This window comes from Rhodococcus sp. S3 (genome assembly GCF_058211795.1).
In genome coordinates, this window is the sequence record NZ_CM177074.1 from 2,206,151 (window position 1) to 2,227,387 (window position 21,237).

Consider the following 21,237-nt stretch of genomic DNA (forward strand, 5'->3'; position numbering starts at 1 on the left):
CGAGCCGCTCCCCTCACACGAGCGTCGACCGGAACGACCAGGCGTCCTGCAGCCGGGCGTAGAGCCCACCCGTTGCGACCAGCTCGTCGTGCGTGCCGTCCTCGACGATCCGGCCCCGGTCGAACACCAGGATTCGATCGGCGACCCGCGCACTGTGCAGGCGGTGGGCGATCGTCACCGTGGTGCGTCCCCGTCCGATCGATGTCAGCGCCCGCTGCAGGCGCACGTCGGTTCCTGCATCGACACCGCTGGTGGCCTCGTCGAGGACCAGCAGGTCGGGGTCGACGAGCGCGGTGCGTGCCAGCGCGACGAGCTGGCGTTCGCCGACCGACAGCGCCTCACCCCGCTGGCCGGTGCGGGTGTCGAGGCCGTGCGGTAGGTCGCGGGCCCAGTCGTCGAGCCCCAGCTCGGCAAGGATCGCTTCGACGTCGTGCCGGTCGGTTCCCGGACGGGCGACGGCGATGTTCTCGAGGACGCTGCGATCGAACAGGAAGGGATCCTGGGCGACCACGGCGACACGCCGGGCGAGCGACCCGTCGTCGATGCTCGCGACGTCGACACCGGCGAAGCGGACGGTGCCGGTCGTGGGGTGCAGCTGCCGGGTGAGCAGCTTGGCGAAGGTGCTCTTGCCCGAACCGGTCTCGCCCACCACCGCGACCTGCTGCCCGGCACCGATCCGCAGGTTTAACCCGCTCAGGACCGGGCGTCCGGGGACGTAGCCCACCTCGACGGCGTCGATGTCGACGTCGAACATCCCGGGTCGCAGCGGCGTCGCGATCTCCTGTGCGACCGCGTCGGTCTCCAGGTCGAGGATCGCGAGCACCCGGCGCAGTCCCGCCTCCGAGTTCTTGGCGTCGGCCAGTGTGTTGACGGCGAACTGCAGAGGCCGGACGAAGAACGTCACGAGGAAGACGAAGGCGACCACCGTCCCCACGGTGATCGACGAACCCACACCGGAGGTGCCGAGGCCGAGCGCGACCCCGCCGTACATCACCGCGATCGTGATGAGCGTGTCGATGCTCTGGCCGACGGAGAACGAGGCGCTCATCGGCAGCAGCGTGCGGACCTGTGCGTCCGCCGTCGCATCGATCCGCGAATGCACCCGGGTCCGGACCCGCTCGACGGCGCCGGCGGCCCGGATCGTGTCGATCCCGGTGAGGGTCTCCGCGAACGCCGCGTACAGCTGCCCGATCCGCGAGCGCACCACGTCGAACCGGCCCGCGATGATCCGCTGCACGTAGCGGCCGACGAGCGGCACGACGCACGCGACCAGCGCCGCCAGGATCGCCAGCGGCCACGAGTACACCGCCATGACGATGAACGCGATCGTCATCTGGGTCAGGTTCTGGACGAGGGTCATGCCGCCACCCTGGGCGAACACCGTCACCGCATCGAGGTCGTCGGTGCTCCGGGCGACGAAGCTGCCCTGCGCGCCGGATTCCAGACGGGTGGGAGGCAGCCGCAGGGTGTGGTCGAGCACCCGGATCCGCAGGGCGGACACGACGTCCTCGACGGTCGAGATCAGACGACGGTTCATCAGCGACGAGCCGACGCCTGCGACCAGCACGGCTGCCATTCCCAGGAGCGCGCACCAGACGACGATCCGGGTGCGCTCCTCGGAGGTGACTGCGGTGAGCAGACCGTGATCGATCGTGTACTGCACCACGACGGGAACGACGATGCGTCCCACCGCCGCGAGCGCGGCGAACGCCAGGGTGGCGGCCAGGCCGGTCCGCACCGACGGGACGAGCCGGGCGACGCGGCGGAGCAACGCGACGGTGCCGAGTCGTTCGGTGTCGGTCCTTTCGGCGTCCGGTTGTGGGGATGCGGTGGGGGACACGGTCATCGGGTCGCCCCCTCGAGTTCGGCCGTGCGTGCATTGTCGTCGTAGGCCGTCACCAGATCGCGGTAGGCGGGCACCGATGCCGCGAGACCGGCGTGAGTGCCGGTCGCGACCACCCGGCCCTGATCGACGAAGACCACCTCGTCGGCGAGTGAGATCATCGCCGGACGGTGTGCGACGACGAGGATCGTGGTCTCCGATCGTCCCTGCGAGAACTCCGCCCGCAGGTTGTCGACGACGGCACGCTCCACGGCGGGATCGAGCGCGGACGTGGCGTCGTCGAGGACGAGCACACGGGGTCGCCGCACGAGTGCCCGAGCGAGGGCGATGCGCTGACGCTGGCCGCCGGACAACCGCGCGTGACCGTCGCCGATCACGGTGTCGAGACCGTCCGGCAGTTCGTCGACGAAGCCGGCCTCGGCGAGCGCGAGCGCGCGACGGACCGCTGCCTCGTCGATCCCGTCGTCCCACAGGGTGAGGTTGTCGCGCACGGATCCGGCGAAGACGAACGGGGTCTGGGTGACGAGAGCGACGTGTCGTGCCGTGTGATCGGGTGGTGTCGTGGCCAGGTCGACGTCGTCGAGGGTCACGGTGCCCGAGGTGGGCGGGAACAGACGAGTGAGCAGCGCGACGAGGGTGGACTTGCCGGAACCGTTGCGCCCGACGAGCGCCACGATGCGTCCCGGGCGCAGATCCAGGTCGACCGAGTCGACGGCGGGACGGTCGGCGTCGGCGAAGCGGTAGGAGACGGCATCGGCGCGCAGACGGGCCGGAGCCGCCGAGTGGGGGACGGAGGCCGAGCCGGACGGCTCCGGTTCGGCCTCGGCCAGTACCGTCTCGACGCGGCGGCGACCGACGACACCGGCCGGCAGGACGGCGAGGAAGCGGCCGATGACACCGAGCGGCATCGCCATGGTGAGCAGCAGGTAGACGACCGAGACCAGGGCGCCGATGGTCACCGCACCGGCCTCGATCCGCACCACGCCCACGAGCAGGACCACGAGGACCGCGAACGACGGGGTCAGTTCGATGAGCGGGTCGAAGATCGCCCCGACACGACCCGCGGACCGATTGGCCCTCGCGAGTTCGTGTGCGGCGCCGGCGAATCGCCGCGTCTCGTCGTCGGTCGCTCCGAGCGTGCGGATGACCTGGGCGCCGGCGATCGCCTCGTGCGCGAGCGCGGCGACCTCGGCGCGGCGCGACTGCACCTGCCGGGCGCGCGGCGACAGGACCCGTTGGTAGACCACGTTCGTCGCGATGAGCGCGGGGATGAGCACGGCCGCGATCACACCGAGCCGGGTGTCCGTGCGGAAGACCTGGACGAGCACCGCCAGGAGCATGCCGGTCATGCCGACCGCGAACGGGAAGTGCTGCATCGGGGCGTGGGCGGAGTCGGCGTCGGAGACGGCATGGGCGAGCAGACGACCGGTGGGATGACCTCGGTGCCAGCGCGATCCGGAATCGAGATAGTGATCGGCCAGGCGCGTGCGCGTGCGGGCCAGTCCGCGGAACTGGACGGTGCCTCCCGCGAACGTGCGGGTCACGATGCTCAGGACGCGCAACAGAGCGACGCCGATCAACGCGAGAGCCGTTGCCACAGCGATGCCGGTGGACAGCTCGCCGCGTTCGAAACTCCCGAGGACGAGATCGTCGGTGGCCGAGCCGATCACGTCGGCGAACAGCACCGTGCACAGGCCGTTGGCGATGCTCGCGCCGATCGCGACCGCCGCGGGGACGGGGAATCGGCGACAGTCCTCGACCATCATCGCGATCCCTGCCCGGAAGGTGGCTCCGCGGAGCGGTTCACGAGCAACAGGGCGGTTCGGTGCCACGGGCATCCCAGCCTTTCGTCGGTTCCCGGACATCCGCGTGAACCCTCGAGGTGAAACGGCGGAGTGCGCCCACGGCCGTGGGCGCACATCCCTCCCATCATGAGTATCGGCAACGATCCGGGCGACGGTTCGAGTCGGCGTGATCGAAAACCTCCGGAGCCCAGTCGGGGGAGTGGACCGGCAGCGTGCAGTCCAGTTGTTGTCAACTGGCTATGGGGGTGGCTCGGATACGGTCCTAGGCTGGGGTCCGCTGCCCGTCGCCCGTGCGCCGGCAGTATTCGCCGATCCGTCCACCGAGGAGGAATCCCCATCGTGACCAGCCCCGATACCGCCCCCGTCACCGGCACCGCCCGCGTCAAGCGCGGCATGGCCGAGATGCTCAAGGGCGGGGTGATCATGGACGTGGTGACCCCCGAGCAGGCGAAGATCGCCGAGGACGCCGGCGCGGTGGCGGTCATGGCCCTCGAACGCGTGCCCGCCGACATCCGCGCGCAGGGCGGCGTGTCGCGCATGAGCGATCCCGACATGATCGACGGCATCATCGAGGCCGTCTCGATCCCCGTCATGGCCAAGGCGCGCATCGGCCACTTCGTCGAGGCGCAGATCCTGCAGGCTCTCGGGGTCGACTACATCGACGAGTCGGAGGTGCTCACCCCCGCCGACTACGAGAACCACATCGACAAGTTCGCGTTCACCGTGCCGTTCGTGTGCGGCGCCACGAATCTCGGTGAGGCACTGCGCCGTATCAACGAGGGTGCGGCGATGATTCGCTCGAAGGGCGAGGCCGGCACCGGCGACGTCTCGAACGCCACGACCCACATGCGCCGGATCCGCCAGGAGATCCGGCGCCTGACCTCGCTTCCCGAGGACGAGCTCTACGTCGCCGCCAAGGAACTGCAGGCCCCCTACGACCTCGTCGTCGAGGTCGCCCGCGCCGGCAAGCTGCCCGTCACCCTCTTCACCGCCGGTGGCATCGCCACCCCCGCCGACGCCGCGATGATGATGCAGCTCGGGGCCGAGGGCGTGTTCGTCGGATCCGGAATCTTCAAGTCGGGTAACCCTGCCCAGCGTGCGGCCGCGATCGTCAAGGCCACCACCTTCCACGACGATCCCGACGTGCTCGCGAAGGTCTCGCGGGGTCTCGGCGAGGCGATGGTCGGTATCAACGTCGACGAGATCCCGCAGCCGCACCGGCTCGCCGAACGCGGCTGGTGACCGCTCTATCGGGGTGCGTGCAGGGCGAGCAGGGCGACGTCGTCCTGCACGCCCGCTCCGAGCGTCGCGAGCGCCTCGCGGACGGCCCCGACCGCTTCCGCCGCGCTCGTCGGCTTCGACGCGCGGACATGGTCGAGGAGCCGATCCTCTCCGAAACGTTCGCGGGTCTCACCGGAGACGAGCGCCTCGGTCACCCCGTCGGTGTACAGCAGCAGTGTGTCGCCGGGGCGCAGCGCGAAGGTGTGCTCGACGAGCCGCGGCGTGGGCAGCATCCCGATCAGCTGTCCGCCGATCGTGGGGAGATAGTCGACGTTGCCGTTGGCGCGCACGAGGAGCGGCGGCGGATGCCCACCCGAGGCGAGACGGATGTCGACCCGTCCCGTATCCGGGTCGGGAGCGACCGTACCGAAGGTGAGCGTGCAGAAGGGGGCTCGCGTCTCGCTGTCGCGTTCGTCGAGCAGGGTGGTGTTGAGCGTCCTGAGCGCCGCGGACGGGAACGTCTCGTAGACCGCCGCGGCGCGCAGCGTGTAGCGGACGATCGACGTCACCGCCGCTGCGCGAGCGCCTTTTCCGCACACGTCGCCGAGGAACAGCCCCCACGTGCCGGTACGCGCGGGGAACAGGTCGTAGAAGTCGCCGCCGACCTCGTCGGGGGACGCGATGTGGTAGTACGCGTCGACCTCGAGTCCCGGTACCGCGGGCAGGCTCGGCGGAAGGAGGGTCGCCTGGAGCGTGGCGTTGATCTTGCGGAGCCGCTCGCGCTCGAGTTCGGCCTCGCGACGGGCACGGAGCAGTTCGGTCTCGTAGGCGCGGCGCTCACGAGCGTCGAACAGCATCGTGCGGATCAGCGCGGGCCTGCCCTCGGCGTCCGGTTCGACCACCGAGGCCGCCAGGACCGGCAGCCGCGTCCGGTCGGCCCGGACGAGTTCGAGGGCGATCCCGTTGATCTGCCCGTGCATGACGAGGAGCGGCGCGTAGTGGGTCTCGTGGTAGATGCGGCCGCCCACGCTGAGCAGGTCCGAGAAGTACCGCTTGCCGACCAGCTCGTCGCTCGGGAATCCGAGCCAGTCCGTCAACGTCCGGTTCACGTCCGTGATACGGCCGTCCGGGAGCGTCGTCAGGAATCCGCACGGCGCGTTGTCGTAGAGCGCGTCGCCGTGTCGGATACGGGGATCGAGGGTCCGATCGGTCGTCGCCGTCACCCCGATCGGCGCGCGAACGCCGCGATCGCGGCTGCTGTCTCTTCGGGTGCGCTGAGCTGCGGGCAGTGGCCGGTCGCGTTCAGGGTCACGAGTTCGCTCCCGGGGATCTGCTCGTGAACGAAGGCACCGACCTCGCGCGGAGCGATCGCATCGTGGGCGCACTGGGCGACGAGCGTGGGCACCGACACCGCGGCCAGATCGGAGCGGTTGTCGGCCAGGAAGGTCACCCGGGCGAAGACGCGCGCCACCTCGGGATCTGTGCGGCAGAAGATCTCGGCGAGTTCGTCGCCGAGCTCCGGCCGTTCCGGGTTGCCCATGATGACCGGCGCCATCGACTCGGTCCAGCCCAGATAGTTCGCCTCGAGGGATTCGAGCAACTCGTCGATGTCGTCGGTGCTGAACCCACCGCGGTAACCGGTGGCCGGATCGTCGATGAAGCACGGGGACGGTGCGAGCAGCACGAGACCGGAGAAGATTTCCGGGGCAGCGGCGGCCGCGAGGACACCGATCGACGCGCTCACCGAGTGGCCGACGAAGAGCACCGGACCGAGATCCAGGCTCCGGCACAGGTCCACGACGTCCTCGGCGTAGGTCTCCATCCGCGAATAGCGCTGGGGATCCCACGCGGTCGCATCGGAACGCCCGGAGCCGACGTGGTCGAACCGCACCACGGTGAAGTCGGGTTCGAGCAGCGGGATCACCAGGCGCCACAGGTGCTGGTCACAGCCGAAACCGTGCGCGAGGACGACCACCGGGCCCTCTCGGTTGCCCGTGATCGTCACGCTGTTCCTGCGCACCACATCGGTGACTTGTCGCATTGCACCCCCTCCGTTCTCCCGAGGGTGTCATATTCGCAACTCGATAGCGATCCCGGTTCTCTCGCATCTTCCCGGGGACACGGCGTTCGGCACGCGTCCGTACAGCTAGCCTTCTTGCGTACGGCGCACAGAAGGAGTTTCCATGGCGAAGATCGAGCAGATCCTGGCGCTCGAACAGATCGAGAACGACATCTTCCGGGGCATAGCGACGGAGACGTTGCTGCCGCGGACGTTCGGTGGTCAGGTCGCCGGTCAGGCGCTCGTATCGGCGGTCCGCACCGTAGATCCCGACTTCGGGGTCCACTCTCTGCACGGCTACTTCCTCCGGCCGGGGAACCCGACGATGCAGATCGTCTATCTCGTCGACCGGATCCGCGACGGCCGCTCCTTCTGCACCCGGCGCGTGACGGCCGTCCAGGACGGCAAGGCGATCTTCACCATGTCGGCGTCGTTCCACGTGCGCGACGAGGGGATCGAGCACCAGGACACGATGCCGCGCGTGCCGGCTCCGGAGGAACTGCCCGATCCGGAGACCGTGGTCGACGACGCGACCCTGCTGTGGGCGAAGAAGGAATGGGCCGAATGGGACTTCCGGTTCGTTCCCCGCGACCGGATGGACTCGTCGAGCAGGATGGCCGCACAGCAGCAGCTGTGGTTCAAGTCCCGCGAGATCCTCCCCGACGACCCGGTCTTCCACGTGTGCACGCTCGCGTACATGAGCGATATGACGTTGCTCGGCTCGGCGAGTGTCGGCCACGACGACGAACGGACGCAGGGCGCATCCCTGGACCACGCGATGTGGTTCCTGCGGCCGTTCCGCGCCGACGACTGGCTGCTCTACGACCAGACGTCACCCTCCGCCGGGCTGGGGCGCGCACTGACCCAGGGGCGGATCTTCGATCGCAACGGCAACATGGTCGCGGCGGTGGTGCAGGAAGGACTCACGCGGTACCTGCGCGAGTCCTGAACGAGGGCGTCCCCGACGAGGACGTCCTCACGGAGTGCCTGCGCCCCGGCGACCCCGGACGGACAGGCAGGCAACGGTGACCACTTCTTCCCCCACGATCGGCGTCCTGGCACTGCAGGGCGACGTCCGCGAACACCGCAGTGCTCTCGAGGCGGCGGGTGCGCGGACGATCGCGGTGCGGCGCGAGCGCGAACTCGACGAGGTCGACGGCATCGTCCTCCCCGGCGGCGAGTCCACGACCGTCAGCCGGCTGTTACGCGTGTTCGATCTGCTCGAGCCGTTGCGGAGCCGGTTGAAGGCGGGCCTGCCCGCCTACGGTTCGTGCGCCGGCATGATCCTGCTCGCCTCCCGGGTACTCGACACCACCGAGGACGCCGAGCACCTCGACGCCCTCGATATCGTGGTGCGCCGCAACGCGTTCGGCCGTCAGGTCGACTCGTTCGAGACCGACCTGCCGCTGACCGGCCTCGACGACGGTCCGGTGCGCGCGGTGTTCATCCGCGCGCCCTGGGTGGAGGAGGTCGGGCCCGACGTCGAGGTCCTGGCCACGGTGCCGGACGGGCCGGCGGCGGGCCGGGTGGTCGCGGTGCGACAGGGTGCCGTGATCGCGACCTCCTTCCATCCCGAGATCACCGGCGACCATCGCGTGCACCGGTTGTTCGTGGAGACCGTGCGCTCGGCCACCTGACCGCGGAGTGCGCCCGACGACCTCGGCGACATGACGACACGGCCACCGTGCGGTGGCCCACAGCGGGAGCGAGTAGAATCGACGCTCCGACCTGTCGGTTGACGCCGACCACACTTCGCCGGAAGGGGCTCGAAGCGAATGAGCGGCCACTCCAAATGGGCCACCACCAAGCACAAGAAGGCGGTCATCGACGCCAAGCGCGGCAAGATGTTCGCGAAGCTCATCAAGAACATCGAGGTGGCGGCTCGGACCGGCGGTGGCGACCCGGCGGGTAACCCGACCCTGTTCGACGCCATCCAGAAGGCGAAGAAGAGCTCGGTCCCGAACGACAACATCGAGCGTGCCCGCAAGCGCGGCGCCGGTGAGGAAGCCGGCGGTGCCGACTGGCAGAACATCACCTACGAGGGCTACGGCCCCAACGGTGTCGCGCTGCTCATCGAGTGCCTGACCGACAACCGCAACCGCGCCGCCGGTGAGGTCCGCACGGCGATGACCCGCAACGGCGGCAACATGGCCGATCCGGGTTCGGTCGCCTACCTCTTCACCCGTAAGGCTGTCGTCGTGCTCGAGAAGAACGGCCGCTCCGAGGACGAGATCCTCGAGGTCGTCCTCGAAGCGGGCGCCGAGGAGATCAACGATCTCGGCGACTCCTTCGAGATCGTCTCCGAGGCGTCCGACCTGATCGCCGTGCGTACGGCGCTCGTCGACGCCGGCATCGACTACGACTCGGCCGACCCCGACTTCCGGGCCTCGGTCGAGGTGCCCGTCGACGCCGAGGGCGCGCGCAAGGTCATGAAGCTGGTCGACGCGCTCGAGGACTGCGACGACGTGCAGAACGTCTACACGAACGTCGACATCTCCGACGACGTGCTCGCCGAACTCGACGCCTGAGCGACGCTCTCGTCGTACTCGTCCCCGAGCGACGCTCGTCGTACTTGTCACAGCGGCCGGGGTCGCGTGTCGGTCTCCCGGCACCCGACCCCGGCCGCTATGCTCTCGAACAGGCGTTCGCAATCGTGCGGAGCGGGGTCGGGTCCGTCGGATGTGTCGGAAACCGGCCGTATTCGGGTGTCGAGAGGTGAGTCGGGTGCGCGTGATGGGTGTCGACCCCGGTCTGACCCGCTGTGGTCTGGGGATGGTCGACACAGGACGCGGACGCGACGTGATCCCCGTCGCCGTCGGGGTCATCCGCACCTCACCCGACCTCGACCTCGAGCACCGACTCCTCAAGGTGTCCGACTCGGTCGAGGAATGGATGGACCGCTACGAGCCCGACGTCGTCGCGATCGAGCGCGTGTTCTCCCAGCACAACGTGCGCACCGCGATGGGCACCGCGCAGGCCGGCGGTGTCGTCGCCCTGGCCGCGGCGCGTCGCTCGATCCCGGTCATGTTCCACACGCCGAGCGAGGTGAAGGCCGCGGTCACCGGCAGTGGCACGGCCGACAAGAAGCAGGTGACCACGATGATCACCCGCATCCTCAAGCTCGACGCCGCGCCGAAGCCCGCCGACGCCGCCGACGCGCTCGCGCTGGCCGTCGCACATTGTTGGCGGGCCCCGCTGATCGCCAGACTTGCGGCCGCCGAAGCTGCGGCCGCCCAGCAGAAGAAACGCTACGAGGAGCGGCTGCGCGAACAGTCGGCCGCACGGAAGGCAGGTAGCCGGTGATCGCCTCGGTACACGGCGAGGTACTCGACATAGCCCTCGACCACGTGGTGATCGAGGCGGGTGGGATCGGCTATCGCATCAACACCACACCCGCGACCCTCGCCGGTCTCCGGCGCGGCGAGCAGGCCAGACTCGCCACCGCGATGATCGTCCGCGAGGACTCCATGACGCTGTACGGCTTCGTGGACGCGGAGGCGCGCGAGCTGTTCGGTCTGCTGCAGACGGTCAGCGGCGTCGGCCCCCGGCTCGCCATGGCCACGCTCGCCGTCCTCGAACCCGATGCCTTGCGTGCCGCTCTCGCCGACGGCAACACCGCAGCGTTGACGAGGGTGCCCGGGATCGGCAAGCGCGGCGCCGAACGCATGATCGTCGAACTGCGCGACAAGGTCGCGGCCTTCGGTGCGACCGGATCGTCGCCCGTCGCGGCCGGAGCCTCGCCGCTGCGCGACCAGATCGTCGAGGCGCTGGTCGGCCTCGGATTCACGCCGCGTCAGGCCGAACCGGCCGCCGACAAGGTCCTCGCCGACGACCCGGGCGCCGACGTCTCGACGGCGCTGCGCTCGGCGCTCAAGCTGCTGGGTAGGTCGCGGTGACCGACGAGTACCGTGAGTTCGATGCTGCAGCGGCCGACCGTGATCGGTCGCCCGTCACGGCGGAGCACCTGCCCTCCGACAGCGACATCGAGACCAGCCTGCGCCCGACCAGTCTCGACGATTTCATCGGGCAACCGCGGGTCCGCGAGCAGCTGCAGCTCGTCCTGCGAGGAGCGAAACTCCGCGGCGGCACTCCCGACCACATCCTCCTGTCCGGCCCGCCCGGTCTCGGCAAGACGTCGATGGCGATGATCATCGCCGCCGAACTCGGCACGTCGCTGCGACTGACCTCCGGTCCCGCGCTCGAACGCGCCGGCGATCTCGCCGCGATGCTGTCGAATCTCGCCGAGGGCGACGTGCTGTTCATCGACGAGATCCACCGCATCGCCCGACCGGCCGAGGAGATGCTGTACCTCGCGATGGAGGATTTCCGCGTCGACGTCGTGGTGGGCAAGGGGCCCGGCGCGACGTCCATCCCGCTCGAGGTCGCACCCTTCACCCTCGTCGGCGCGACCACCCGTTCCGGCGCCCTCACCGGCCCGCTCCGCGACCGGTTCGGTTTCACCGCGCACATGGACTTCTACGAGCCTCCCGAACTGCAGCGGATCCTGCACCGCTCCGCGTCGATCCTCGGGATCGATCTGCGCGACGACGCCGCCGCGGAGATCGCCGGTCGCTCCCGCGGCACGCCGCGTATCGCCAACCGGTTGCTGCGCCGCGTCCGCGACTACGCCGACGTGCGCGCCGACGGTGTCGTGACCCGGGCCGTGGCCCAGGCCGCGCTCGAGGTGTACGACGTCGACCCGATCGGTCTCGATCGTCTCGACCGCGCCGTTCTCGGCGCACTCGTCCGCAGCTTCGGTGGCGGCCCGGTCGGCGTGTCGACACTCGCGGTGGCCGTGGGGGAGGAGCCCGCCACCGTCGAGGAGGTGTGTGAGCCCTTCCTGGTCCGTGCCGGCATGGTCGCGCGCACTCCGCGCGGACGTGTGGCCACGCAGGCCGCCTGGTTGCAGCTCGGCCTCACCCCGCCGCCGGAAGCCGCCACCGGGGGCATCGAGGTGCGCGCGCGCGAACCCCAGCTCGAGCTGTTCGAGGACGACCCCGACACGACCCTCGAGGGCGGTGTCGATCCGTCCGACCCGGACGATCCGGACGTACGGCGGTAGGACCCTCGCCCGGGGAATGGCACACTGGTCTACTGCGTCGGTCCGTGGAGGCCGATCCCGACGTCGTGGTGCCGCATGCGCCACCACGACCCGCTGGTGTCGCCCGCGTCACCACCCACCGACAACGACCGAGGACTGACTTCAACGATGGAACTGCTCTTCCCTCTCCTGATCCTGGCACTGCTCGTCCCGACCTTCCTGGGCGTGCGGCGTCAGAAGAAGGAGATGCAGAAGGTGACGGCGCTGCAGGACTCCCTGCGCATCGGCGACCGCGTGATGACCACCGCGGGTCTGCACGCCACGGTGGCCGCCCTCGCCGACGACACCGTCGATCTCGAGATCGCGCCGGGTGTCGTCACGACCTGGTCGCGTCTGGTCATCCGGGAGCGCGTCGAGACCGAGACCCCGCAGGATCCGGATCTGCTCCGCAAGGACGACGATGCGACCCCGCCGGAGGGACGTCCGACCGAGTACTGACAGCCGATTCGCGACGCACGGTTCGGCACCGGAGTCTCCGGTGCCGGTGACGAGCGCCGCGCGACTGGACCCGACCACCACTCACTCACTCACTCACTCGCATCGAGGAGACTGACAGACCGTGGCACCTTCCAACGGATCGGTGCATCCCGTGCGCGCTCTCGCCCTGTTCGGGGTGATTCTCGCCGCGTTGTATGCACTGGTCTTCTTCACCGGGGACAAGTCGCCCACCCCGAAGCTGGGCATCGACCTGCAGGGTGGCACCCGCGTCACCCTCACCGCGCGAACCCCCGACGGGAGCAGCCCGAGTCCGGACAGCCTCCGCCAGGCCCAGCAGATCATCGAGACCCGCGTCAACGGCCTCGGTGTGTCGGGTTCGGAAGTGATCGTCGAGGGCGACAACCTCGTGATCACCGTCCCGGGTGAGGACAGCTCCCAGGCCAGGACGCTGGGCCAGACCGCCCGTCTGTACATCAGGCCGGTGATCGGGGGACCGATCGACGCGAACATGACCGCCGAGGATCTCGCCGAGCAGCCCGGCGCCGGTACGCCCGAGGGCGGGCTGCCCGCAGAACCGGCCCCTGCCGAACCGGCACCCGGCGAACCCGCACCGGCCGATCAGGCTCCGCCCGCCGATGCGCCCGAACCGCAGGGACGTCCGTTCCCGGCGCAGGATCCCACCGCGCCCACCGATGCCCCGGAACCGGCCGAGACGCCCGAGGCTCCGACCGAGACCACCGGAGCACCCGAGGTTCCCGAGAACGACGGCTCGCTCACCCCGCAGGAACAGGCGGCCGCCGACATCGCCGCGGCCAAGGCCACCCGCCAGAGCGAGGACCCCGCGGTGCAGCAGGCCGCAGCTCTCGCGCTCGACTGCTCCGCGGCCGACCCGCTCGCAGGCAACGACGACCCGGCGCTTCCGCTCGTCGCGTGCTCCACGGACGGCACCGCGATCTACCTGCTCGGCCCGAGCATCATCGACGGCCAGCAGATCGACGACGCCACCTCCGGCTTCAACCAGCAGCAGTCGCGCTACGAGGTCAGCCTGACCTTCGACAGCGAGGGCAGCAACACCTGGGCGCAGTTCACCGCGGCGAACATCGGTCAGCAGGCCGCCTTCGTGCTCGACTCGAAGGTCGTCAGCGCCCCGGTGATCCAGGGCGCCACCCCCGCCGGCAGCGCCACCTCGATCACCGGCCAGTTCACGAACACGCAGGCCGCCGAGCTCGCGAACACCCTCAAGTACGGCTCGCTCCCGCTGTCGTTCGTCGCGTCCGAAGCCGAGACCGTCTCCGCGACACTGGGTCTGGCCTCGCTCGAGGCCGGCCTGATCGCCGGTGCGGTGGGCCTGGCCCTCGTGCTGATCTTCTGCCTCGCCTACTACCGGATGCTCGGACTGCTCACCGCACTGTCGCTCGTCCTGTCGGGTCTGGCGGTCTACGCGGTCATGGTGCTGCTCGGCCGATACATCGGGTTCACGCTCGACCTCGCCGGCGTCGCCGGTCTCATCATCGGTATCGGCATGACCGCCGACTCGTTCGTCGTCTTCTTCGAACGGATCAAGGACGAGATCCGCGAGGGACGAAGTTTCCGTTCCGCCGTGCCGCGCGGTTGGGCCCGTGCCCGCCGGACCATCCTCTCCGGTAACGCGGTCAGCTTCATCGCCGCCGCCGTGCTCTACGTCCTGGCCGTCGGTCAGGTCCGTGGCTTCGCGTTCACCCTCGGCCTCACCACGATCCTCGACGTCGTCGTGGTGTTCCTCGTGACCTGGCCGCTGGTGTTCCTGGCCTCGAAGTCGAAGTTCTGGTCCAAGCCGAGTGTGAACGGTCTGGGCGCGATCCAGCAGGTGGCCGACGAGCGTCGCCTCGTTGCCGCGACCGCTGCGAAGGAGGCGTGACGATGACCGACACGACCACGACGACGGCCATACCGCAGCACGGTCTGCTGTCCCGCCTGTACACCGGCACGGGCGCCTTCGAGATCGTCGGCCGCCGCAAGCGGTGGTACATCGTCACCGCGGTGATCGTGCTGATCGCCCTGCTCAGCATGCTGCTGCGCGGATTCAGCTGGGGTATCGACTTCGAGGGCGGCACCCGCATCCAGATGCCGGCCGTGCCGGGCGTCGCCGTCGAGGAAGTCGAAACCGTCTTCAGCGACACCATCGGTTTCGAACCCGAAGCGGTGCAGACCGTCGGTGCCGGCGACGGTGCGACCGTCCAGATCCGGTCGGAGACCCTCGACGGCGATCAGGTCGCCGAGCTGCAGACCGCACTGTTCGAGGAGTTCCAGCCTGCCGGGCCGGACGGTGAGCCGTCCCGCAACGCGATCAGCGTCGCCGACGTCAGCGAGACGTGGGGAAGCCAGATCACCAACAAGGCGCTCATCGCGCTGGTGGTCTTCCTCGTCATCGTCAGCATCTACATCACGATCCGTTACCAGCGGAACATGGCGATCGCGGCGATCGCGGCCCTGTTCTTCGACATCATCGTGACAGCGGGCATCTACGCCCTCGTCGGTTTCGAGGTCACCCCGGCGACCGTCATCGGCCTGCTCACGATCCTCGGCTTCTCGCTGTACGACACGGTCGTCGTCTTCGACAAGGTCGAGGAGAACACCCGCGGCATCCTGCACCTGCACCGCCGCACCTACGCCGAGCAGGCCAACCTCGCCGTCAACCAGACCCTCATGCGCTCGATCAACACCACGATCATCTCGGTGCTGCCGGTGCTCGCGCTCATGGTGGTCGCGGTGTGGCTCCTCGGAGTGGGCACGCTCAAGGACCTCGCCCTCGTCCAGCTCGTCGGCATCGTCGTCGGTACCTTCTCGTCGATCTTCTTCGCGACCCCGTTGCTGGTTACGCTCGAGGAATGGCGTGGTCCGGTCGCGAAGCACACCCGCAAGGTGCTCGCCAAGCGGGAGGAGGCCGCCGCCCGCGCAGCGAAGGCCGGGACGACGGCCGGATCGCAGTCGGCCGCCGCGCCCTCTGCGAAGGTTGTGCCGACGGTCCAGGGGGCCGGAGCCCTGCCCGACCGGGCGACGGTCCGTCGCGGCCCCGCCCCCGGAGCGCGACCCACCGGAAAGCGCGGCAAGAGAAGGTCCTGACATGGCGGTGAGCGAGCGGAACGACCCGACGACGAGGCGGTCGCCGAGGCGCCGCGGCACGCTCCTCGCGTGCGCAGCGGTGGCCTCGACACTCGCGTTCTCCACCGTGGCCTGTGGCACGGACGAGGAACCGGTGCACTCGATCGGGTACGCGATCGACAACACGGTGACGACCTACAACGCCAACACCGTCGACGGCGCCGCCTCCGGCGCACGCCAGGCGTTCGCCCGGGTGCTGCCGGGCTTCGGCTACGTCGGCCCGTCGGGCCGGGTGATCGCGGACACCGACATCGGCACCGCCTCGGTCGTGCCCGGTGAGGGCCTGACCGTGCAGTACCGCCTGTCGCCGGATGCGGTCTACTCCGACGGCGTGCCGACGTCCTGCGACGACCTCGTCCTCGCCTGGGCTGCGTCGAGCGGACGCTTCACCGCACCCGACGAGTCCGGCGAGCAGGTCCCGCTGTTCGACGCCGCCCATCGCGGTGGCTACGCCGACATCGACCGGGTCGACTGTCAGGCGGGGTCGAAGGAGGCCACCGTCGTCTTCCGGCCCGGCCGTGAGGACACGAACTGGAAGGCGTTGTTCGGGGCCACCGAGTTGATGCCGGCCCACGTGGCGGCGGACAGGTCGGGTGTCCCCGACGTGGTCGGGGCGATCACGGCGAACGACACCGAGGCCGTCCGGCGCATCGCGGAGTTCTGGAACACCGGCTGGGCCCTCACCCCGGGCGAGATCGATCCGGCGCTGTTCCCGTCCGCGGGGCCGTACCGCATCGAGTCGTACACCGCCGAGGACGGCCTGACCCTCGTCGCGAACGAGCGGTGGTGGGGGAACGCCCCGGGCACCGACCGCATCGTCGTCTGGCCGCGCGGCACCGACACGTCGGCGGCCGCGGAGGACGGCCGCATCCACGTCGTCGACGTGGCCGAGGGATCCGTCGGCCACAGCAACCTCGGTGACGGCGCCGACGTCTCCACCGTCGTCTCACGCAACCTCGAGCAACTGGTGTTCGCCACGAGCGGTGTCTTCCAGGACCCGGCGGCGCGCCGCGCCGTCGCCCTGTGCACGCCCAGGACACAGTTGTTCGACGAACTCGGCGCATCCGACGAGTCGAACGGCGTCACGGGCCCCGTCACATCGCGGCTCCTGGCGCCCGATTCGCCGCTGTACCCGCAGACGGCGCAGACCGCCGAACGCTACGCCGAGGTCGACATCGACGCCGCGCGTTCCGAACGTGAGGCCTCCGGTCAGGACCGCATGCAGGTCCGCATCGGCTATCTCGGACCGGACGAGCGTCGCGCGCGCACCGTCGAGCTGATCGGCGAGTCCTGCCGGGAGGCGGGCATCGAGATCGTCGACGCCGGCTCCGACACCTTCACGCCGTCGCAGCTGACGGGGGGGGAGGTCGACGCGATCCTCGTGGGGACGGCCACGGCGGCCGGTGCCGGTGGTGCCGCCGACATGGAGGACGCCCGCGGCTCGCTGCACTCCGGCACCGGCAGCAACGTCGGCGGCTATTCGATCGGACGCGTCGACGAACTGCTCGACGGTCTGCTCGTGGCGAAGGACAACGCGGCCATCGCCGGACTCGCGACCGAGGCCGAACGCATCCTGTGGGGCGACGTCCCCACCCTGCCCCTGTTCGCGCAGCCCCGCACGCTCGGGTTCGCGGCGGGAATGCATGCCGGGGTGCCGAACCCGACGACCGCGGGTGCGGGCTGGAACATGGACCGGTGGATACTCGGAGGATGAACGCTCAACGGATCGGCGACCCGCGGCTCGTCGAGGAAGCTGCCGTGGCCGTGGCCGAACACACCCGATGGGTCGACGACTTCCCGACCGCGGGTGTCCGTTTCGCCGACCTGACGCCCGTCTTCGCCGACGGACCGTCCTTCTCGGCCGTCATCGCGGCGCTGGCGTCCGCGGCACCCGACGCCGAACTCGTCGCCGGTATCGATGCGCGCGGCTTCCTCCTCGGCGGCGGCATCGCCCGCACCCTCGGCGTGGGCGTGCTCGCCGTCCGCAAGGCGGGCAAGCTCCCGCCGCCCGTTCAGACCTGCGAATACAGCCTCGAATACGGCACCGCCGCGATCGAGATCCCGGGCGACTGGATGGCCCTGCAGGGACGCAAGGTCCTCGTCGTCGACGACGTCCTCGCAACCGGCGGAACCCTCGCCGCGACCGTCGAACTGCTCGAACGCGTCGGTGCCGAGGTCGTCGGGATCACCGTCGTCACCGAGATCGAAGCCCTCGGCGGCCGGGCGCGACTGCAGAAGTACCCGCTCACGTCTCTCGTGCGGATCTGAGAGATAGAGTTGCCACAGGTGCCGGTGAACCCGCCGGGCCCGTACGGTCCGGACATGCGCATCGGTGACGAACCGGGTTCGCAGCCGCGACGGGAGGTGGAGGCATGACCCAGAATCTCGATCGGTCGCACAATTCCGGTCAGAACCCGACACCCACACCGGCATCGACCTCCGCGTCGAGGCGGGTGCGCGCCCGCCTGGCGCGACGTATCACCGGTCAGCGGGGCACGAGCCTCAAGCCGGTCCTCGAGCCGCTGGTCACCATCCACCGCGAGCTGTACCCGAAGGCCGACCTCTCGCAACTGCAGCGCGCGTACGACGTCGCCGAGGAGCGGCACGCGAGCCAGAAGCGCAAGTCCGGCGATCCGTACATCACCCACCCGCTGGCGGTCGCCACGATCCTCGCCGAGCTCGGCATGGACACCACGACCCTCGTCGCGGCACTGCTCCACGACACCGTCGAGGACACCGGATACACGCTCGAGCAGCTCACCGCCGAGTTCGGTGAAGAGGTCGCGCATCTCGTCGACGGCGTCACCAAACTCGACAAGGTCGTGCTCGGCTCGGCCGCCGAGGGCGAGACCATCCGCAAGATGATCATCGCGATGGCGCGCGACCCCCGGGTGCTCGTCATCAAGGTCGCCGACCGCCTGCACAACATGCGGACCATGCGCTTCCTGCCTCCCGAGAAGCAGGCCCGCAAGGCACGCGAGACCCTCGAGGTCATCGCCCCGCTGGCCCACCGCCTCGGAATGGCGACGGTCAAGTGGGAGCTCGAGGACCTCGCCTTCGCGATCCTTCACCCGAAGAAGTACGAGGAGATCGTCCGGCTCGTCGCGACCCGCGCGCCGTCGCGCGACACCTACCTGGCCACCGTCCGCGACGAGATCGGCCGGACGCTCGCGGCGTCGCGGATCGATGCGGTCGTCGAGGGCCGGCCCAAGCACTACTGGTCGATCTACCAGAAGATGATCGTCAAGGGCCGCGATTTCGACGACATCCACGACCTGGTCGGCGTGCGCATTCTGTGCAACGAGATCCGCGACTGCTACGCGGCCGTCGGTGTCGTGCACTCGCTGTGGCAGCCCATGGCGGGACGGTTCAAGGACTACATCGCGCAGCCCCGCTACGGCGTCTACCAGTCGCTGCACACCACCGTCATCGGTCCCGAGGGCAAGCCGCTCGAGGTGCAGATCCGCACACACGAGATGCACCGCACCGCCGAGTTCGGCATCGCCGCGCACTGGCGGTACAAGGAGACCAAGGGACGCCACTCGGGTGATGTCGCCGAGCTCGACGACATGGCCTGGATGCGGCAGCTCCTCGACTGGCAGCGGGAAGCGGCCGACCCGGGGGAGTTCCTCGAATCGCTCCGCTACGACCTGGCGGTCAAGGAGATCTTCGTCTTCACGCCCAAGGGCGACGTGATCACCCTGCCCTCCGGCTCGACGCCCGTGGACTTCGCGTACGCCGTGCACACCGAGGTCGGGCACCGCTGCATCGGAGCCCGCGTCAACGGCCGCCTCGTCGCCCTCGAACGCAAGCTCGAGAACGGCGAGGTCGTGGAGGTCTTTACCTCCAAGGACCCCAACGCCGGCCCGAGCCGCGACTGGCAGTCGTTCGTCGTCTCACCCCGCGCCAAGGCGAAGATCCGGCAATGGTTCGCCAAGGAGCGTCGCGAGGAGGCCCTCGAATCCGGCAAGGACGCCATCGCGAAGGAGGTCCGCCGCGTCGGTCTGCCGCTGCAGCGCCTGATGAACGCCGACCTGATGGTCGCGGTCGCCAAGGAACTGCGCTACGCCGACGTCTCGGCGCTGTACACCGCCGTCGGTGAGCACCACGTCTCGGCGCACCACGTCGTGCAACGGCTGGTCGCGCTGCTCGGCGGGGTCGGTGGCGTCGAGGAGGAACTGGCCGAGCGGTCCACCCCGTCGACCATCCCCACCCGCTCGCGGCACAGCGGCGACTCCGGTGTCCTCGTGCCCGGCGCACCGGGCACGGTCTCGAAGCTCGCCAAGTGCTGCACGCCCGTCCCCGGCGACGAGATCATGGGCTTCGTGACCCGCACCGGAGCGGTGAGCGTGCACCGCACCGACTGCACCAACGCCGGGTCGCTGCGGGAGCAGTCGGAGCGCATCATCGAGGTGCAGTGGGCGCCCTCGCCGTCGTCGGTCTTCCTCGTCGCGATCCAGATCGAGGCGCTCGATCGGCACCGCCTGCTGTCGGACGTCACGAAGGCGCTCGCCGACGAGAAGGTCAACATCCTGTCGGCCTCGGTGACGACCACGGGCGACCGGGTCGCGGTGAGCCGGTTCACCTTCGAGATGGGCGATCCTAAGCATCTCGGACACGTGCTCAACGTCGTCCGCAACGTCGAGGGCGTCTACGACGTCTACCGGGTGACCTCGGCAGCCTGATCGCGGCGGTCGGGTCGCTCCGTCACCGCACGGCTCCGATCACGACGGGCGTCGTGGGTACGCCGCCCCCGAGCGGGCTGGAACCGTCGTGCCCGTCCGCGGCGGCTGCGTCGAGCACCGGCATCCCGGCATCGGCGATGCGGCCGAAGGCCGTGAAGTCCGGTCGCAACAGCGAATCTCCGAGCAGCAGGAAGAACTGGCTGCCGTTGCTGTTCTCCACCCCGGCGTTGGCCATCGCGACCGTGCCGCGTGGATACAGCACCGCCGGCGGGAGATAGGACGTCGCCGCCTCCGCCGCGAACTGCGGTACCGGGTACTCGTCCGCGAAGGTGTAACCGGGCCCGCCGGATCCCGTCCCTGTGGGGTCGCCGCACTGGTAGAGCTCACCGCCCGGATCGGTTGCGAGACGGTGGCAGGAGGTGCCGTCGTAGAACCCGCGACGCGCGAGATCGACGAAGCTGTTGACGGTGCACGGAGCCTGGGTCCGGTCGAGCACGAGCGGGATCGCGCCGATCGACGTCTCGAGTGTCAGGTCGACGATGCCCACGGTCGATGCGGTGGACGGGGGACGAGCGCCACCCCTGTCGACGTACTCGCATGTCACCGTCGGTGCCGGTGGGGCCGGGACCTCGGGGAGTCCGCGGTAGATGGACAGATCGCGTGGGGGAGCGGACCGTGGCTGGGCGACCTCGGTGACCTTCGTGGTTTCGGAACCGGCGTCCTGCGCACAGCCGCCGAGCAACACTGCGACGGCGACGAGACAGAGCGGAACAACGGTACGGAGCCGGGACGCGAACCGCTGTTCGGTGGTGTGGATCACAGCATCGGGACGCTATCGGAACCCTGCACGAACCGATAGGGGCCGAGGGTGGATCGGTGAACAATCACCCCCGAGATCACCCCGTGAGGTGGTGTGGTCCAGCGGATCTCGTACCGGCCGGCAG

Annotated in this window: 18 protein-coding genes; 13 read left to right on the plus strand and 5 right to left on the minus strand. The window is 69.6% G+C overall.

Annotated features, from left to right (window positions below):
- Positions 1-13: 13 nt before the first annotated feature.
- Together AC0LPE_RS10295 and AC0LPE_RS10300 are read right to left on the minus strand one after the other, a co-directional pair.
- Complete coding sequence (locus AC0LPE_RS10295) at positions 14-1,846, minus strand: ABC transporter ATP-binding protein (protein ID WP_490606135.1); 1,833 nt, start codon at positions 1,844-1,846, stop codon at positions 14-16.
- Positions 1,843-3,675: an ABC transporter ATP-binding protein gene (locus AC0LPE_RS10300; RefSeq protein ID WP_490606136.1), complete on the minus strand. Its 1,833-nt coding sequence runs from the start codon at positions 3,673-3,675 to the stop codon at positions 1,843-1,845. Before AC0LPE_RS10300 ends, AC0LPE_RS10295 begins: the two co-directional genes overlap by 4 nt.
- Positions 3,676-3,987: 312 nt before the next feature.
- On the opposite strand from AC0LPE_RS10300, the gene pdxS reads away from it, so the two are divergent.
- Positions 3,988-4,890 carry a pyridoxal 5'-phosphate synthase lyase subunit PdxS gene (gene pdxS / locus AC0LPE_RS10305; RefSeq protein ID WP_059381317.1) on the plus strand — a complete coding sequence of 301 codons (903 nt, stop codon included), beginning with the start codon at positions 3,988-3,990 and terminating at the stop codon, positions 4,888-4,890.
- A gap of 5 nt (positions 4,891-4,895) precedes the next feature.
- Here the strand turns inward: pdxS and AC0LPE_RS10310 are convergent, their stop codons facing one another.
- The gene (locus AC0LPE_RS10310) at positions 4,896-6,092 is read right to left on the minus strand and encodes a SpoIIE family protein phosphatase (protein WP_088898175.1); all 1,197 of its coding nucleotides are present in this window, start codon (positions 6,090-6,092) and stop codon (positions 4,896-4,898) included.
- Positions 6,089-6,910, minus strand: coding sequence for an alpha/beta fold hydrolase (locus AC0LPE_RS10315; protein WP_088898174.1), 822 nt, complete (start codon positions 6,908-6,910; stop codon positions 6,089-6,091). The genes AC0LPE_RS10310 and AC0LPE_RS10315 overlap by 4 nt, the downstream gene beginning before the upstream one ends.
- 142 nt (positions 6,911-7,052) lie before the next feature.
- On the opposite strand from AC0LPE_RS10315, the gene tesB reads away from it, so the two are divergent.
- The 12 genes from tesB (at position 7,053) to AC0LPE_RS10375 (ending at position 20,293) form a co-directional block, all read left to right on the plus strand.
- Positions 7,053-7,877 carry an acyl-CoA thioesterase II gene (gene tesB, locus AC0LPE_RS10320; RefSeq protein WP_016694918.1) on the plus strand — a complete coding sequence of 275 codons (825 nt, stop codon included), beginning with the start codon at positions 7,053-7,055 and terminating at the stop codon, positions 7,875-7,877.
- Between the two features lie 76 nt (positions 7,878-7,953).
- Positions 7,954-8,565 carry a pyridoxal 5'-phosphate synthase glutaminase subunit PdxT gene (pdxT, locus tag AC0LPE_RS10325; RefSeq protein ID WP_016694919.1) on the plus strand — a complete coding sequence of 204 codons (612 nt, stop codon included), beginning with the start codon at positions 7,954-7,956 and terminating at the stop codon, positions 8,563-8,565.
- A 138-nt stretch (positions 8,566-8,703) separates the two neighbouring features.
- Positions 8,704-9,456, plus strand: coding sequence for a YebC/PmpR family DNA-binding transcriptional regulator (locus tag AC0LPE_RS10330; RefSeq protein WP_490606137.1), 753 nt, complete (start codon positions 8,704-8,706; stop codon positions 9,454-9,456).
- A 196-nt stretch (positions 9,457-9,652) separates the two neighbouring features.
- Positions 9,653-10,231, plus strand: a complete 579-nt coding sequence (gene ruvC / locus AC0LPE_RS10335) for a crossover junction endodeoxyribonuclease RuvC (RefSeq protein ID WP_026061730.1) — start codon at positions 9,653-9,655, stop codon at positions 10,229-10,231.
- Positions 10,228-10,824: a Holliday junction branch migration protein RuvA gene (gene ruvA, locus AC0LPE_RS10340; RefSeq protein WP_490606138.1), complete on the plus strand. Its 597-nt coding sequence runs from the start codon at positions 10,228-10,230 to the stop codon at positions 10,822-10,824. Before ruvC ends, ruvA begins: the two co-directional genes overlap by 4 nt.
- Positions 10,821-11,990 (plus strand): Holliday junction branch migration DNA helicase RuvB, encoded by a 1,170-nt coding sequence (ruvB, locus tag AC0LPE_RS10345; RefSeq protein WP_016694923.1) that lies wholly within the window; start codon positions 10,821-10,823, stop codon positions 11,988-11,990. The genes ruvA and ruvB overlap by 4 nt, the downstream gene beginning before the upstream one ends.
- A 147-nt stretch (positions 11,991-12,137) precedes the next feature.
- Positions 12,138-12,467: a preprotein translocase subunit YajC gene (gene yajC / locus AC0LPE_RS10350; protein WP_016694925.1), complete on the plus strand. Its 330-nt coding sequence runs from the start codon at positions 12,138-12,140 to the stop codon at positions 12,465-12,467.
- 121 nt (positions 12,468-12,588) lie between these two features.
- Positions 12,589-14,364 (plus strand): protein translocase subunit SecD, encoded by a 1,776-nt coding sequence (secD, locus tag AC0LPE_RS10355; RefSeq protein ID WP_016694926.1) that lies wholly within the window; start codon positions 12,589-12,591, stop codon positions 14,362-14,364.
- Positions 14,365-14,366: 2 nt separating this feature from the next.
- Positions 14,367-15,569 carry a protein translocase subunit SecF gene (secF, locus tag AC0LPE_RS10360; protein WP_490606139.1) on the plus strand — a complete coding sequence of 401 codons (1,203 nt, stop codon included), beginning with the start codon at positions 14,367-14,369 and terminating at the stop codon, positions 15,567-15,569.
- A 1-nt stretch (position 15,570) separates the two neighbouring features.
- The gene (locus tag AC0LPE_RS10365) at positions 15,571-17,322 is read left to right on the plus strand and encodes an ABC transporter substrate-binding protein (protein WP_490606140.1); all 1,752 of its coding nucleotides are present in this window, start codon (positions 15,571-15,573) and stop codon (positions 17,320-17,322) included.
- Positions 17,319-17,876, plus strand: coding sequence for an adenine phosphoribosyltransferase (locus tag AC0LPE_RS10370; RefSeq protein ID WP_016694929.1), 558 nt, complete (start codon positions 17,319-17,321; stop codon positions 17,874-17,876). Before AC0LPE_RS10365 ends, AC0LPE_RS10370 begins: the two co-directional genes overlap by 4 nt.
- A 104-nt stretch (positions 17,877-17,980) precedes the next feature.
- Positions 17,981-20,293 carry a RelA/SpoT family protein gene (locus AC0LPE_RS10375; RefSeq protein WP_016694930.1) on the plus strand — a complete coding sequence of 771 codons (2,313 nt, stop codon included), beginning with the start codon at positions 17,981-17,983 and terminating at the stop codon, positions 20,291-20,293.
- Positions 20,294-20,315: 22 nt separating this feature from the next.
- On the opposite strand, the gene AC0LPE_RS10380 is transcribed toward AC0LPE_RS10375, so the two are convergent.
- A complete protein-coding gene (locus tag AC0LPE_RS10380; RefSeq protein WP_490606141.1) occupies positions 20,316-21,113 on the minus strand; it encodes a peptidylprolyl isomerase in 798 nt (265 codons plus the stop codon).
- Positions 21,114-21,237 lie beyond the last annotated feature (124 nt).